This is a genomic window from Sphingomonas crusticola, from assembly GCF_003391115.1.
In the GTDB taxonomy this organism is placed as follows: Bacteria; Pseudomonadota; Alphaproteobacteria; order Sphingomonadales; family Sphingomonadaceae; genus Sphingomonas_I; species Sphingomonas_I crusticola.
The window spans coordinates 2,024,327-2,038,628 of sequence record NZ_QTJP01000001.1; the positions used below are offsets into that span (position 1 = coordinate 2,024,327).

The window sequence follows — 14,302 nt, forward strand, 5'->3', positions numbered from 1 at the left end:
CGCGTCAGGCGACCTAACACGATCCCAAAAAAGGAAAAGCCGCCGGACTCGCGTCCGACGGCCTCTCTTTTTGGTTCAACCGATCAGAAGTGGAGGGTTCCCTCGACGCCGAAGGTGCGCGGCATGTTGAAATTGCCATAGTCGCCGAGGATGTTGGCGTTGTTGCCCACGAGCAGGATGTTGGGAACACCCGCCGCCGCCGCGGTCTGCACGGCAGGCAGGCTGTTCGACGGATCGCGCCGGTAGACGTGATGTTCGTTGAACAGGTTGCGGCCCCACAAGCCGAACGTCACCTTTTGGTCGCCGCTGCCCAACCGGATGTCCGCCAGCGAGAGGCGCCCGTTCACGATGAATGAACTGTCCGCCTTGGTCGCGAACTGATCGAAGGTCTGCGTCGCCTGCGCGTAATTGGCGTCGAGGTGGAAGCGGACCGAGGCATTGCTGCTGCCGATCGGCAATTTATAGTCGATCGATCCGCTCGCCGCATTGCGCGGCGTGAACACGATGTAGAACTTCTGGTTCACCGTGGTCGCATTGCCGGTTGGTGCGCCTGCCGCCGTAAACTCGCGGTAGGTGACAGGCACGGCGGGCACGTTGGTATAGGTGTAGGCGTAGGATGCGTTGAGGGTCAGGCCTTCGGCCGGGGCGACCGACAGATCGGCCTCGATGCCGCGGATCTTGGTGTTGCCCGGCGCATTGAAGGTGACAAGGTTGTTGAAATTACCCGTCGCCGTCGGCTGGATCGTGCTCAGATCGACCTGGCTGTCCTTGCGCTGCATGATGTAGCCGGCAAGGTTGAGCCGCGCGCGATGATCCCAGAAATCGGTCTTCAGACCGACCTCGTAGCTCTTCACATCCTCGGGGTTGAATGCCTGATAATTGGCCGTGCGCGAGCTCGCGCCGCCGGCGCGATAGCCGGTCGCATATTTGGCATAAGCGTGGAGATTGTTGCTGAGGTCGTAGGCCACGGTGACCATCGGGTTGAAGCGATGCCAGGTCTTGTCGAGCGGCTTGTAGCCGTTCGCCGTCGCGGCGGCCGTGTTCACCTGATAATTGATGTTGCGCGAGAAGGTGAGGATGCCCTCTTTCTTGTCCTCGGTGTAACGGCCGCCGGCAGTGATATGCAGCGCGTCGGTCGCGTTCCAGGTCGCCTGGCCGTAAGCGGCGTAGCTGCGCGAGCGGACCTCGGATGCGCGGTCGATCGAGCAACCATTGACGGCTTCGCCGACGAACAACGGCGTTGAGGCGGTGCAGAACGGGATCGGAACATAGGTCGCGCCGGTCACGGCGGTGCCGGTCAGGGTGGCGATGGCGCCGACCGAGTTGGGCGTCGCCGCATCGTCGCTGACCCGCTCATTGAAATAATAGAGACCGGCGACATAATCGACGGGCCCGACCGATCCGACCGCCTGCAATTCCTGGCTGAACTGGTCCTGATGGAGGTCGGCAAGGCTGTAACGGCTGAACCCGCACGGGGCAGCGGCGGTGCAGGCCGCGGTCAGGTTGACCACCGGCACGCGGTGCGCCCCGCCCGAATTGTCCCACTGTTGCACGTCGACGCCGCGCCACGCCGTGATCGAGCGCAGCTCGATCTCGGGCGAAAGCTTCCACTTGAACGTGTTGGTGAAGCCATGCGTCTTATCGAAGCTCTTCTTCTGCGGCACGCCGATATCGGCATGGCGCATCAATGTGTCGCCGTTGATGACGACGCCGGGAAGGACCGGCTTGATCGAGCCGGACGTGCCGGTAAAGGCCGTGCCGGGCAGCCGGCAGGCGCTGGCGGCCGGAAGCGCCAGCGGGGCGGCGTTGGTGCCGCCGCTGACGCAGCCATCCGGATTGTAGTTGAGCAGCTGGCTGTAGAATGGCGTATTGTCGTCGCGCGCGACGTCATAGGCGAAATCGTCGGTGATGCCGTCGATCGGCTCCCACCGGACGGCGCCGCGCAGGCCCTTGCGGTGATAATAGCCCCAGCCCGCCTGGTCGGCGAGCGGGTTCTTGGTCACCGAGCCCTGATGCTGCAGGACCCCGTCGACCTTGAACGAGAAGTTGGCGATCCGGGGAAGGTCGAGGTGGATCGCGCCATTATAAGAGCCGAGATTGCCGACGCCGCCTTCGACGCGGCCGCCAAATTCGCCGGTAGGCGCGCGGCTGACGATCGACAGCGCGCCGCCTTCGGTATTGCGGCCGAACAACGTGCCCTGCGGGCCCTTCAGGACCTCGACACGCTCGACGTCGAACAATGCCGCGTTCAGCCCGTGCTGGCGACCGAGATAGACGCCGTCGATATAGATGCCGACGCCCTGCTCGCGCGCAGGCTGGTTGGCATCGAGCGGCACGATGCCGCGGATGCCGATCGTCAGCGCAGACTGGCGCGCCTCGAAGGTGGCAACCCGCAGGCTGGGGACCGCGCCATCGGCCAGATCGAACAGACTCTGGACATGGCGATCCTTGATCGCCTGGTTGTCGACGACGCTGATCGCGATCGGCGTGCGCTGCAGATTGGTTTCGCGCTTGGTCGCGGTCACGACGATTTCCTCGAGCGCCGGCGCATCGGCGCCTGCTGCTGCGTCGACCGCGGGTGCGGGATCGACGGCGGCGGGCGCCGCATGTGCCGACGAAGCGATGACGGCCGCCATTGCGCCTCCCATGAGGAGTCGCAGGCGGAAGCCCGTTGAATTACGCATTTTAGATTGCCCCTTGCTGTGGGATTCGTTGTCCCGTGGCGCGGAGCTAACGGCGCAATACGACAAACTTATTACATGACCGAAATTTTACGCGAATATTTCTGAATTAATTCGATTTAAACAAAAGTGTAACAGATCTGTCATCCCAAAGTGCCAAGCATTACGATGGCGATTACTGCGCCGAAACGAATTCGGCTTGCCGGTCGATTCACAAGACTGTCATAATCGCGGCCTAGGTCGATCCGCGCCGGTTCACAGGATCCGGTCCAAAGGAAAAGCACATGATCGTCCGTCACACGCTGCTTGCCGGTGCGGGACTTGGCGCGCTCGCGCTCGCCGCCACGCCGTCTTTCGCTAAGCCGGCCCACCATAATGCTTCCACCAGCGCGAATGCCGCGCTGATCAAGCAAATCCAGGCGTTGCAGGAACAGGTCGCGGATCTCGCCGCCCGCCTCAACGTCACGGAAGCCGCCCAGCGCGAGACCGTTGCCAACGTCAATAACGCCCAATCCGCCGCGACAACTGCCGCGACCCAGGCCGCGCAGGCGCAAACCGCCGCCGCAGCGGCGCAAACTTCAGCGACCGCCGCGACTGCGGCCGCTACCAAAGCTGTGCCGGCCGCGGTCAAGACCGAGTTGGCGAGCTTCACCAAGGGCAAATGGTGGGATTCGACCACCGTCTCCGGCCGGATGTATTTCAACTTCTCGAACGTCGAAACCAAGGTCAACGGCGCGAAGCCGACCGGCGCGGGTTCGGTCAACGGCACCGGCTTCAACATCAAGCGCTTCTATCTGGGCGTCGACCATGTGTTCAGCCCGATCTTCGCGGGTAACGTGACGATGGATGTGTCCAACGTCGTCGGCCAGACCAGCAACACCAACTTCACCTCGACGGGCACACCTGCGGGCACCAACCTGCCGGCGCTGGTCGGCAAGGGCTTCTACATCAAGAAGGCCTACCTCCAGGCCAAGCTCGACCCGGCGTTCATCATCCGATTGGGTGCCGCGGATCTGCCCTGGGTTCCCTATGCCGAGGGCGTTTACGGCTATCGTCATATCGAGAATACGCTGATCGACCGCACCAATTTCGGTACCTCGGCCGATTGGGGCATCCACGTCTTGGGCGATCTTGCCCAAGGCTTGATCAGCTATCAGGTCTCGGTTGTCGATGGCGGCGGCTATCGTAACGTCAAGGTGACCAACTCGGTCGACGTCGAGGGCCGCGTGTCCCTGAACTATAAGGGCTTCTACGGAGCGGTCGGCGGCTACACCGGTGATCGTGGTAACAATACGCAAGGCGCGGTCACTCCGCACAAGGCCACCCGCGAGAATGCGCTGATCGGCTACAAGACCAAGCTCTTCAACGCCGGTCTGGAATATTATCACTCGAAGAACTGGAACAACGTGACGACCGTCGCGAGCGACACGTCCGATGGCTACAGTGCCTTCGGGAACGTCAACTTCGCGCCGACGTGGAGCGTGTTCGGCCGGTACGATTGGGTCAAGCCCACCAAGACGACCAACGACAATCTGAAGGAGCAATATTACAATATCGGCGTCCAATGGGAGCCGGTGAAGATCGTCGACCTCGCGCTCGTCTACAAACATGACAGCGTCGATAACGGCACGTTCGGCACGCAGAACGGAACGATCGGCGGCCCCAATCCGACCGGGTCGCTGGTCGGAGGCCGCGGCACTTACAATGAGATTGGCCTGTTCGGTCAGCTGCGCTTCTAGGACCGTATTCTCCAAAGACTGGGGCGGCCGGGAAGCCGGGCCGCCCTTATTTTGCCGCCGGCCGGCTTCGACGCGTATAAGAAAAAGGGCGGCCCCGGCATCCCGGGACCGCCCTTCTTGTTCGAGAGCGAGCGCTTAGCGCTTCGAGAACTGGAAGCTGCGGCGGGCCTTGGCCTTGCCGTACTTCTTACGCTCGACCGCGCGGCTGTCGCGGGTCAGGAAGCCGGCCGCCTTGACCGGGGCACGCAGCACCGGCTCGTAGCGAGTCAGGGCCTGGGCGATACCATGCTTGACCGCGCCGGCCTGGCCGGAAAGGCCGCCCCCGGCGACGGTGGCGATCACATCATATTGACCGTCACGCTCGGCAACACCGAACGGCTGGTTGATGACGAGGCGAAGCGTCGGACGTGCGAAATAGACTTCCTGATCGCGGCCGTTGATCGTGATCTTGCCGGAACCCGGCTTAATCCAGACGCGGGCGACCGCATCCTTACGACGGCCGGTGGCGTAAGCGCGGCCCTGCTTGTCGATGATCTGCTCGCGCAGCGGCATCGGCGCGGGAGTCGGCCCGGAGTTCGAAACCGGAGCTTCGTCGCTGCCGGCGTCGGCCGGTGCGGCCGCGCTGGTGGCCGGAGCGGCGGGCGCCTCAGGCGCAGCCTGGCCGGTGAGGCTCGCCAGATCGGCGAGAGACTGACGGGTGTCGGACATTATGCGCCCACCTTATTCTTGCGGTTCATGCCCGCGATATCCATCGGCTCGGGCGACTGCGCGGCGTGTTCGTGATCGGTGCCCTTGAAGATGCGCAGGTTGCGCATCTGCTGACGGCCGAGCGGCCCGCGCGGGATCATGCGCTCGACGGCCTTCTCAAGCACGCGCTCGGGGAACTTGCCGTCGAGCACCTTGGCCGCGGTAATTCCCTTGATGCCGCCGGCATAACCGGTGTGCTTGTAATAGACCTTCTGGCCCAATTTCTTGCCGGTGAACCGAACCTTGTCGGCGTTGATCACAACGACATTGTCGCCACAATCGATATGCGGCGTGTAGCTCGGCTTGTGCTTGCCGCGCAGGATATTGGCGATGATCGAGGCGACGCGGCCGACGACCAGCCCGTCCGCATCGATCAGATGCCATTTCTTTTCGACCGTGGACGGCGTAGCCGACCTGGTCTGCTTCGAGAGCGCCCTCATGGACATGACCTTTGATAAGTGCCGGTTTCACGCCGGCCCGAAAACAATCGCGCCGCTCTAGCCCATAAGCTGTAAGCGGCGCCGACGCGGCCAAATGCGTTGGGACCCCCAAAAAGTCAAGCAAATCCGCCATAATGTCGCGTGGTATTATAATACCGTAAAACTAGCGGCGAACGCGATGCGGTGTTCCTATACCATGCGCGGCCCATATCATCGCCGCGAGCAGCAGCGCCGCCGTTGCCTGATGCGCCACCGCCAAGGGCAGGGCGACCCCGCTTAACAAGGTTTCGATACCCAGCACGATCTGCATCAGCACCAGGACCACCAGCACAATCGCAGGTGCGCGCCGCGCCGCGCGATAGGCGCCGAGGGCAAGCAGCCCAGCCGCGACCGCCACCACCCACGCCCACCAGCGATGCGTGAACTGTACGACGATCGGGTTTGACGAGAGATTGAAGAGCCAGGTCTTGCCGGATGCCCAGCCCCCATCCGGGAAGATCGCGTCGCCCATCTTCGGCCAGGAGGCGAAGGCATAACCTGCGCGCAAGCCGGCGGTGAACGCGCCGAGCACGAACTGCAGAGCCAACGCCAGGATTGCGAGGAACGGCCACAAGCGCAGTTTCACGCGGCGCACGCCATTGGCGAGCGCCAGCAGATCCAGCGCCGTCCAGATCAGCACGGCATAGATCAGCATTGCTGCCAGCAGGTGGACGGCAAGCCGGACGTGGCTGACTTCGGTACGGACCTCGAGGCCGGATGCGACCATCCACCAGCCGATCAGCCCCTGCAGGCCGCCGAGCGCGAAGATCAGGATCGTGCGCCAGCCAAACCCTTTCGGGATCCACTTCTTCCACCAGAACACCAGCAGCACGATCGCCAAGACCGTGCCGATCGCGCGCGCCAACAGGCGATGGACATATTCCCAGAAGTAGATGTGCTGGAAAGCGTCGAGCGTCATGCCCTTGTTGAAGGCGTGATATTGCGGGATCGTCTTGTAACCGTTGAAAGCCGCCTGCCATTGGGCATGATTGAGTGGCGGCAGCACGCCAAGCAAAGGATCCCATTCGGTGATCGACAGACCCGATTCGGTCAGTCGTGTGATGCCGCCGACCATGACGATCGCGAACACCATCGCCGCGACCACCAGCAGCCAGAAGGCGAGCAGGCGTGGGCGGGGCTGAAAGCGGGAAGAGCGTGCCACCGGCGCGCTATGGCCCGGGGGCAGCGCGCGCGCAATCGGGTGCGAAACTTGTGGTGTCGGCGCGCGGGGCCTATTTGTCGGCGATGGCGCATGCGCATGACCATCACATATCGGACGGAGCCGAGCTGACCATCCAGGCGCAGCGCGCCCTGGAAAAGGCGGGTGAGCAATGGACGCCGATGCGCGCGACTGTGTTCGCCGCGCTGGCGGGGTTCACGAGGCCGGCTTCGGCCTATGACATCGCCGAATCGATCTCGCGATCGGAAGACAGGCGCGTGGCGGCCAATAGCGTCTATCGCATCCTCGATCTGTTCGTAGCCAAGAACCTTGCCCAGCGCGTCGAAACGGCCAACGCTTACGTCGTCAATGCCCATCCAGCCTGCCGCCACGACTGTATCTTCCTGGTCTGCGATGGCTGTGGCGAGACCACGCACATCGATGACGATGCGCTTACGGAGCGGGTGCGCCGCGCTGCGGACAGCGCCGGATTCATGCCTGTACGTCCTGTCATCGAAGTGACCGGGCGCTGCCGGAAGTGCGCCGCCAATTGAGGCGGACCCGGTCCGCGCTTCCACCGCGACCGATCTGAGCCTAGACGGGGTCATCCGGAGAATAGTCCAAGCGTATGTCCGAACGTCCAATCACGCCTTTGCTCGACACGATTGAAGCACCCGCCGATCTGCGTCGCCTGAAAGCCGAGCAACTGCGCCAGGTAGCCGATGAGTTGCGCGCCGAGATGATTTCGGCGGTTTCGGTGACCGGCGGCCATCTCGGTGCCGGGCTCGGTGTCGTCGAGCTGACGACCGCGCTTCATTATGTGTTCGATACGCCGAACGACGTTCTCATCTGGGACGTGGGCCATCAGGCCTATCCCCACAAGATCCTGACCGGGCGCCGCGATCGTATCCGTACGCTGCGCCAAGGCGGTGGTCTGTCGGGCTTCACCCGCCGGCAAGAGAGCGAATATGATCCGTTCGGAGCAGCGCACAGCTCCACCTCGATCTCCGCGGCTCTTGGATTTGCTATTGCCAACAAGCTGTCGAACAGGCCCGGCAAGGCCATCGCCGTGATCGGCGACGGGGCGATGTCGGCGGGCATGGCCTATGAGGCGATGAACAATGCCGAGGCTGCCGGCAACCGGCTGGTCGTGATCCTCAACGACAATGACATGTCGATCGCGCCGCCCGTCGGCGGGCTCTCGGCCTATCTGGCCTGGCTGGTCTCGTCCAAACCGTTTCTGGGCTTGCGCGACATCGCCAAGCGCATTGCGCGCCGGCTGCCGCGTCCGCTCCACGATGCGGCGCGCAAGAGCGATGAATTCGCGCGCGGCATGGCGATGGGCGGTACGTTATTCGAGCAGCTCGGTTTTTATTATGTCGGCCCGATCGACGGCCATAATCTCGACCATCTGATCCCCGTGCTGGAAAATGTGCGCGACGCGGGTGAGGGCCCGATCCTGATCCACGTCGTGACCAAGAAGGGCAAGGGTTATGCCCCGGCGGAGGCATCCGCCGACAAATATCATGGCGTACAGAAGTTCGATGTCGTCTCCGGCAAGCAGGACAAGAGCCCGGCAGGTCCGCCAGCCTATCAGAATGTCTTTGCGGATGCGCTCATCGCGGAAGCCCTAAAGGATGAGCGCATCTGCGCGATCACCGCGGCGATGCCGGGCGGCACCGGCATCGATCGCTTCGCAACGGCATTTCCGGACCGCACCTTCGACGTGGGCATCGCCGAGCAGCATGCGGTGACTTTTGCCGCCGGCCTCGCGGCGCAAGGCATGAAGCCGTTCTGCGCCATTTACTCGACCTTCCTGCAGCGCGCCTACGACCAGGTCGTGCACGACGTCGCGATCCAGAATCTGCCGGTGCGTTTCGCGATGGATCGCGCTGGGTTGGTCGGCGCCGACGGTGCGACTCATGCCGGCGCGTTTGACCTAGCCTATCTGTGCACTCTGCCGAACATGGTGGTGATGGCGGCGGCCGACGAGGCCGAACTGACCCATATGGTCCATACCATGGCCGCGCACGACAGCGGCCCCATCGCGGTGCGCTATCCGCGCGGCGGCGGCACCGGCGTCGCCATTCCCGCCGAACCCGAGCTGCTCGCGATCGGCAAGGGGCGCGTCGTGCGGGAGGGTAAGGCGGTCGCGATCCTGTCGCTCGGCACCCGACTCGAAGAGGCGCTCAAGGCGGCGGATCGGCTCGAGGCGCAAGGCCTGTCGACGACGGTCGCCGATCTGCGCTTCGCCAAGCCGCTGGACGAGGCGCTGATTCGGCGCCTGCTGACCAGCCATGAGGTTGCCATCACCGTTGAGGAGGGGGCAGCGGGCGGTTTTGGAGCGCATGTGCTCACCCTGGCATCGGATCAGGGTCTGATCGATGCGGGCCTGAAACTGCGCACCCTGCGCTTGCCCGACCGTTTTCAGGATCACGACAAGCCGGAAAGGCAATATGCCGAAGCCGGACTCGACGCCGACGGCATGGTCGCGGCAATACTGGGAGCGCTCCGCCATAATTCGGTCGGCGTGGGCGTGGCCGGGTGAGACGCTGGCTGCTGCTCCTGCCGCTTTTGATCGGCAATGCGGCCGCGGGCGGCCCGATCGAGGTGGACGTATCCGGATTGCGATCGGCTCAGGGATTTGTCCGCGTCAGCGTCTGCCCCAAGAACCTGTTCCTCAAGGTTTGCCCGTGGTCGGCATCGGTGCCTGCGCACGCCGGCGAAGTGAAGGTCGTCGTCGAGGGCGTGCCACCGGGCCAATATGCGGTTCAGGCGTTCCACGATGCGGACGCAGACAACAAGCTCGGCCAGAATTGGATCGGCATACCGCGGGAAGGCATTGGCTTCTCGAACGATGCCATGGGCCACCTGACGCTGCCGCGTTTCTCCGTCGCGGCGTTTGATCACGGGCCGGCGCGGCAACGCATTGCCGTGACCGTGCGCTATTTTCTCGGCTGACCTACCAGGGCCAGCCCTGGCGATGTTTCTAGCGGGCCTTGGCCGGTTTGGTGTAGGGTACGAAGTCACCGAGACCTGCGAAGCCGCGTTCCATGCGCGACGTCCGGTCGAGCAGCTTGATGCGGTCAAGACGGCATAATTCCGACCCGTAGACGAACTGCACCGGGATATCGTCCTCGCGTAACATCTCCGCGCCGCGCGGACGGTTGACGTAAACCTTTCCGCCCAACGTGCGATACACGATCGCCGTACCATCGATGATGTGCGACCCGACAATCCGGGAGAGCATGAGGCATTTTTCCGGTGGGCCCGGAATGAGGCCGCTCACCTCCTTGGCAAGCTCCGCCTCGCCGCGTTCCTGCAATGATTGGCGCGCGGCCGCAGGGCTGGCTGCCGCTATCAGGACCGCCACGCCCAACATTAGACTGCGCATCATCCGTCTCCTGACCGTTTGGCGCCCTCTATCACGTCTGGCTGAACCGCCGATGAGCCGTGCGGATACCATTGGTCCCCCGCGCCGTATCGAAAACCTAACGGTGCGAAGATATTTATGATAATTGCTCTAGTGAGGGTGGGTGCACTTAGCATTTGTCGTATCGCGGAAAGCCGTTAACGGGTTGTTAGGGGTGGGGAACAATATAGCGCGTGCCAACGATATTCACTTTGCTGCTGCCCATCGGGCTCGCTGCGATCGTCTGCGCGATCGGGATCGTGCTGTGGCGCAATCGCGGCGCGGCGCGTGGCCGGGTGGAGAGCAAAGGTGCTTCGGACGGTGCGACGACCCTTGCCGAAGACCTCGCCCATGCGGTCGCGCGAAACGAATTCTTCCTCGTCCATCAGCCAAAGATGCGCTCTCGCTCGGGCGAGGTAACCGCGGTCGAGACGCTGGTGCGGTGGCGCCATCCGACGCGTGGATTGATCGGTCCCAACGATTTCATCGCGCTTGCCGAAGAAAGAGGCGAGATGCGGAGCCTCACCGAATGGGTGATTCGGCAGACGATCGTTGAGCAGGCGAGCCTCGCTTCGTGTGGTCATGCCCTGACATTTAACGTCAACATCTCGGCGCGTGTGCTGCCGGACAGGGATTTTGCGGAATGGGCGCTGGCTACGGTCAGCGCGGCTTCGGGTCCGATCGGCTTCGAAATTACCGAGACCGCGATGATCGCCGATCCTGAGGGTGCGTTGCGTAACCTGCACCTGTTTGCCGATGCCGGAATCAAGATCGCGATTGACGATTACGGCGCTGGCCTGTCGAGCCTGGCTTACCTCAAGCAACTTCCCGCTCACGAGCTCAAGATCGACCGAATGTTCATCAGCGGCCTGTCCAGCAGCCATCGCGACCCACTACTTGTGCGCTCGACTATCGACCTTGCTCATGCCCTCGACATGGAAGTTACTGCGGAGGGAGTCGATTCGCCGGCAGCGCTCGCTTTGCTGAAAGTCATGGGCTGTGACGTCATCCAAGGATTCCTGATCGCGATGCCAATGACGCTTGGTGAGCTTAGGTCCTTCCTTGATGCGCGTGTGGATAGCACGCCCGAAGCCTCCTTGGGATTCAATTGGTTAGCGCGGGCGGGCAAAGTAGGATGATCTAACGACTCGGAAACGCGCGAACGGGGACCCCCTAAACTTCATAACGCATTAATATTGCTTGAAAAGATGCTTGCCTATTGGTAAGTAACTTCTCAAGGCGCGGCATTTCGCCCTCGCCATGACGGAGGCGTTATGTTCAAGGCGACCAAGATTCTCGGCTTCACCACTGTGGCAGCCCTTGCAGTCGGTGTCGCTGCGCCGGCATTTGCTTATGAGCAGATCCGCCCGATCAAGCCGGCTTATGAGCAGATCCGGCCCGTCGGCCCGTCGTATGAGCAGATTCGTCCAGTCAAGCCCGGTTACGAGCAGATTCGTCCGGTCAACCCGTCCTACGAGCAGATTCGTCCAGTCAAGCCTGCTTGATGGCATAATCTGGAAGCAGCTGTCGGATGAGGGTCGGCTTGCCGGCCCTTTTTCGTGTCAGCCAAGCCGTGCTCGTCCCGCCAATCCGTGCGACATTGCCGTCGTCATAATGTAAGGCATCAGGCTACAGCCTTAGCTCAGGGGCACTACAGTGGCATCACTATGAATCGGCTGTTAGCCGTCCTTGTGTTTGTCTTGGCGACGGCAAGCCAAGCGGTCGCCGCGCCCGCCCGATCCTTTGACGAGAGTGTGGCCGCGATCCGTGCAGAAATCGCAGCTGATCCTGAGCGTGCTTTGGCCGATGCTGAGGCGCTGCGCGCTTCATCTCGAGGAAATAAAGCCCGCGGCGGATACGCCGAGGCCACGGCTGACTGGCTTCGGGCAGAAGCGCTTCTTGGTCTCAATAAGCCAGCTGCGGCCCTCCCCATCGTTCGGGCAGCGCTTGTCGCACTTGGGGAGGCGGACGAGCCCGCTCTCCGCGGTGAGCTGATCCTCGCGCGGAGCGGTGCCGCCGCGGCGCTGGGGCGCGTCCAGGACGCCTTGCGCGACAGTCAGCTTTCTTATCGCCTCTTCAACCGCGCCAAGGATGCACGGGGACAGGCCAAGGCGTTGCATTCCATCGGATTTTTGTATTCCGACGGAGGCGACTACCGCACCGCGCTCCGTTATTTCGATGAGGCGATCGAAACCTATTCCGCCGATCCTTCCCTGGTGCTGTCCGCACAAAACAACCGCGCCGTGGCTTTCTCCGAACTGGGTCGTTTCCGCGAAGCTGTGTCGGCCTATCAGTCAGCGCTTGCTTACGTTCGCGATCCAGCAACCCGGTCCCTGATTTTGCGCAACCTGGCTAGGGCACAGGCGGAGGCTGGCGAGTTGAAAGCCGCGCAAACGAGCCTGTCCCGGGCAGTCCGGCTAGCGCGGTCCGCTCCAGCAACGCGGAACACCTCCGCGCTCCTCGGCGTTGGCGCCTTTCTCGCTTTCCGGCAACGCGACCTGGGGCTTGCCGAGGCTTTGATCAATCGGGCTTTGTCGGCTGGCGATGACGATGACCCGGAAACGCAGCGCGACCTCCAGCACACTGCTTATGAAATCTACCGGACACTGGGCGACAAGGCAGCGGCGCTTGACCATCTCGAGGCTTTCCGCCGGCTTGACGACGAGCAACGCGCGCTCGCCGCTTCTTCGAGCGCCGCTTTGCTAAACGCACGCTTCAACTTTGCGAACCAGGAGGTGAAGATTGCCCGCCTCGATCGCGAAAAGACCGAATCGGCCGCGCGCTTCCGCAACGTTCTTACCCGCGGACTGCTCGCGGCAGCGATCCTGGTCTCGACCCTGCTGCTGATCGGCTTCCTGTCGATCCGACGCAGCCGCAATCAAGTGCGTGCTGCCAATACGACCTTGCTGAGCACCAACGAAGCGCTCGAAAAGGCGCTGGCGGCGAAGACCGAATTTCTCGCCACTACCAGCCACGAAATCCGCACGCCGCTGAATGGCATTCTTGGCATGACCCAGGTCATCCTCGCCGGTCGCGCGCTCGACCCGACGCTGCGCGGCCGGATCGAGCTGCTGCACGGCGCGGGGGAGACGATGAAGGCTCTGGTCGACGATATCCTCGACGTTGCCAAGATGGAGACAGGCGAACTGCGCATCCAGACCGCGGAGATGGATCTGAAGCGCCTGCTCCAGGATGCTGTCCAGGTGTGGACGGGGCAGGCAGAGACCAAGCGGATCGACATACAGTTCGACCTGGATCATTGCCCGGGCAAGATCATCGCGGACGAGGTGCGGCTGCGCCAGATCATCTTCAACCTGATGTCGAACGCGATCAAGTTTACCGACCGCGGACAAGTGCGACTGGCGGCATTCGCGGAACCAGAAGAAGTCGATGGCGAGGCAATAGGCGAACGGCTGATTGTCCGTGTTGCCGACAGTGGCATCGGCATTCCGCCAGAGCGGATGGAGGATATCTTCGAGTCCTTCCGTCAGGTCGACGGAGGGGTCACCCGGCGGCATGGCGGGACCGGTCTGGGTCTGGCGATCTGCCGCAGCCTAGCACGCGCGATGGGTGGCGACGTGACCGTCAGCTCCATGCTTGGTGCGGGCTCGACTTTCACTCTCATGCTACCGCTGGAGCGAGGCGAGGTGGAAGTTGCGCGCGCGGACCGTGTGCCCGCCACCAGTCTCGCAACCGCCGAGATATTGATGATCGAGCCGAATCCCCTCGGTCAGGGGATCATGCGCGCTCTGCTCGCGGCGGAATGCGCCGGCCTGCACTTTGCCAGTGACGTCGACGGCGCGCAGCAGGCGCTCATGACTGCCAGCTATGACAGCGTCGTAGCCGAGGGTAACGCGCTCGGGCTCAATCCTAAAAGCGCTGGCGAACTCGCGGCGACATGCGTCGCGGCGGGTGCTCGCTTCACCTTGTTATGGCGCGAGCCGGACGAGGCGCTGCTGGCGGCTTTCGCGGAGCAAGGTGTAACGCATGTCATCGCCAAGCCGATCAGCGCGGCCGATCTTCTTTCCGAATTGAACAGGGCCTATGGACAACCGGTCGCCAGTCGGGACATTGCGGCGTGATCG

At 62.8% G+C, this 14,302-nt stretch carries 12 protein-coding genes; 7 read left to right on the forward strand and 5 right to left on the reverse strand.

Annotated elements, in window-relative coordinates; all coding sequences use genetic code 11:
• Positions 1-83: 83 nt before the first annotated feature.
• Positions 84-2,636, reverse strand: a complete 2,553-nt coding sequence (locus DX905_RS09545; protein WP_240320800.1) for a TonB-dependent receptor — start codon at positions 2,634-2,636, stop codon at positions 84-86.
• Positions 2,637-2,965: 329 nt separating this feature from the next.
• Here DX905_RS09545 and DX905_RS09550 point away from each other — a divergent pair, with 329 nt between their 5' ends.
• Positions 2,966-4,420, forward strand: a complete 1,455-nt coding sequence (locus tag DX905_RS09550) for a hypothetical protein (protein WP_116091142.1) — start codon at positions 2,966-2,968, stop codon at positions 4,418-4,420.
• A gap of 135 nt (positions 4,421-4,555) precedes the next feature.
• On the opposite strand, the gene rpsI is transcribed toward DX905_RS09550, so the two are convergent.
• The 3 genes from rpsI to DX905_RS09565 all read right to left on the reverse strand — a co-directional run bounded on the left by rpsI (position 4,556) and on the right by DX905_RS09565 (position 6,808).
• Complete coding sequence (gene rpsI, locus DX905_RS09555) at positions 4,556-5,128, reverse strand: 30S ribosomal protein S9 (RefSeq protein ID WP_116091143.1); 573 nt, start codon at positions 5,126-5,128, stop codon at positions 4,556-4,558.
• Positions 5,128-5,607 (reverse strand): 50S ribosomal protein L13, encoded by a 480-nt coding sequence (gene rplM / locus DX905_RS09560; RefSeq protein WP_116091144.1) that lies wholly within the window; start codon positions 5,605-5,607, stop codon positions 5,128-5,130. The genes rpsI and rplM overlap by 1 nt, the downstream gene beginning before the upstream one ends.
• Positions 5,608-5,770: 163 nt before the next feature.
• Complete coding sequence (locus DX905_RS09565; protein WP_240320801.1) at positions 5,771-6,808, reverse strand: COX15/CtaA family protein; 1,038 nt, start codon at positions 6,806-6,808, stop codon at positions 5,771-5,773.
• A gap of 83 nt (positions 6,809-6,891) precedes the next feature.
• Here DX905_RS09565 and DX905_RS09570 point away from each other — a divergent pair, with 83 nt between their 5' ends.
• The 3 genes from DX905_RS09570 to DX905_RS09580 all read left to right on the forward strand — a co-directional run bounded on the left by DX905_RS09570 (position 6,892) and on the right by DX905_RS09580 (position 9,766).
• On the forward strand, positions 6,892-7,359 hold the full coding sequence (locus DX905_RS09570) for a Fur family transcriptional regulator (protein WP_116092458.1): 468 nt from the start codon (positions 6,892-6,894) through the stop codon (positions 7,357-7,359).
• Positions 7,360-7,433: 74 nt separating this feature from the next.
• Positions 7,434-9,353 carry a 1-deoxy-D-xylulose-5-phosphate synthase gene (dxs, locus tag DX905_RS09575; RefSeq protein ID WP_116091145.1) on the forward strand — a complete coding sequence of 640 codons (1,920 nt, stop codon included), beginning with the start codon at positions 7,434-7,436 and terminating at the stop codon, positions 9,351-9,353.
• Positions 9,350-9,766, forward strand: a complete 417-nt coding sequence (locus DX905_RS09580) for a DUF2141 domain-containing protein (RefSeq protein WP_116091146.1) — start codon at positions 9,350-9,352, stop codon at positions 9,764-9,766. The genes dxs and DX905_RS09580 overlap by 4 nt, the downstream gene beginning before the upstream one ends.
• A gap of 28 nt (positions 9,767-9,794) precedes the next feature.
• On the opposite strand, the gene DX905_RS09585 is transcribed toward DX905_RS09580, so the two are convergent.
• The gene (locus tag DX905_RS09585) at positions 9,795-10,199 is read right to left on the reverse strand and encodes a hypothetical protein (protein WP_116092459.1); all 405 of its coding nucleotides are present in this window, start codon (positions 10,197-10,199) and stop codon (positions 9,795-9,797) included.
• A gap of 278 nt (positions 10,200-10,477) precedes the next feature.
• On the opposite strand from DX905_RS09585, the gene DX905_RS09590 reads away from it, so the two are divergent.
• The 3 genes from DX905_RS09590 (at position 10,478) to DX905_RS09600 (ending at position 14,299) form a co-directional block, all read left to right on the forward strand.
• Positions 10,478-11,356: an EAL domain-containing protein gene (locus DX905_RS09590; protein ID WP_240320802.1), complete on the forward strand. Its 879-nt coding sequence runs from the start codon at positions 10,478-10,480 to the stop codon at positions 11,354-11,356.
• Between the two features lie 135 nt (positions 11,357-11,491).
• A complete protein-coding gene (locus DX905_RS09595) occupies positions 11,492-11,722 on the forward strand; it encodes a hypothetical protein (RefSeq protein WP_116091148.1) in 231 nt (76 codons plus the stop codon).
• Positions 11,723-11,776: 54 nt separating this feature from the next.
• Positions 11,777-14,299: a tetratricopeptide repeat-containing hybrid sensor histidine kinase/response regulator gene (locus tag DX905_RS09600; protein ID WP_162875544.1), complete on the forward strand. Its 2,523-nt coding sequence runs from the start codon at positions 11,777-11,779 to the stop codon at positions 14,297-14,299.
• Positions 14,300-14,302: the final 3 nt, after the last annotated feature.

Coding starts and splice junctions, on each gene's coding strand:
- DX905_RS09545 (WP_240320800.1), bottom strand. CDS start 2,636: ATGGCGGCCGTCATCGCTTCGTCGGCACATGCGGCGCCCGCCGCCGTC.
- DX905_RS09550 (WP_116091142.1), top strand. CDS start 2,966: ATGATCGTCCGTCACACGCTGCTTGCCGGTGCGGGACTTGGCGCGCTC.
- rpsI (WP_116091143.1), bottom strand. CDS start 5,128: ATGTCCGACACCCGTCAGTCTCTCGCCGATCTGGCGAGCCTCACCGGC.
- rplM (WP_116091144.1), bottom strand. CDS start 5,607: ATGAGGGCGCTCTCGAAGCAGACCAGGTCGGCTACGCCGTCCACGGTC.
- DX905_RS09570 (WP_116092458.1), top strand. CDS start 6,892: ATGGCGCATGCGCATGACCATCACATATCGGACGGAGCCGAGCTGACC.
- dxs (WP_116091145.1), top strand. CDS start 7,434: ATGTCCGAACGTCCAATCACGCCTTTGCTCGACACGATTGAAGCACCC.
- DX905_RS09585 (WP_116092459.1), bottom strand. CDS start 10,199: ATGCGCAGTCTAATGTTGGGCGTGGCGGTCCTGATAGCGGCAGCCAGC.
- DX905_RS09595 (WP_116091148.1), top strand. CDS start 11,492: ATGTTCAAGGCGACCAAGATTCTCGGCTTCACCACTGTGGCAGCCCTT.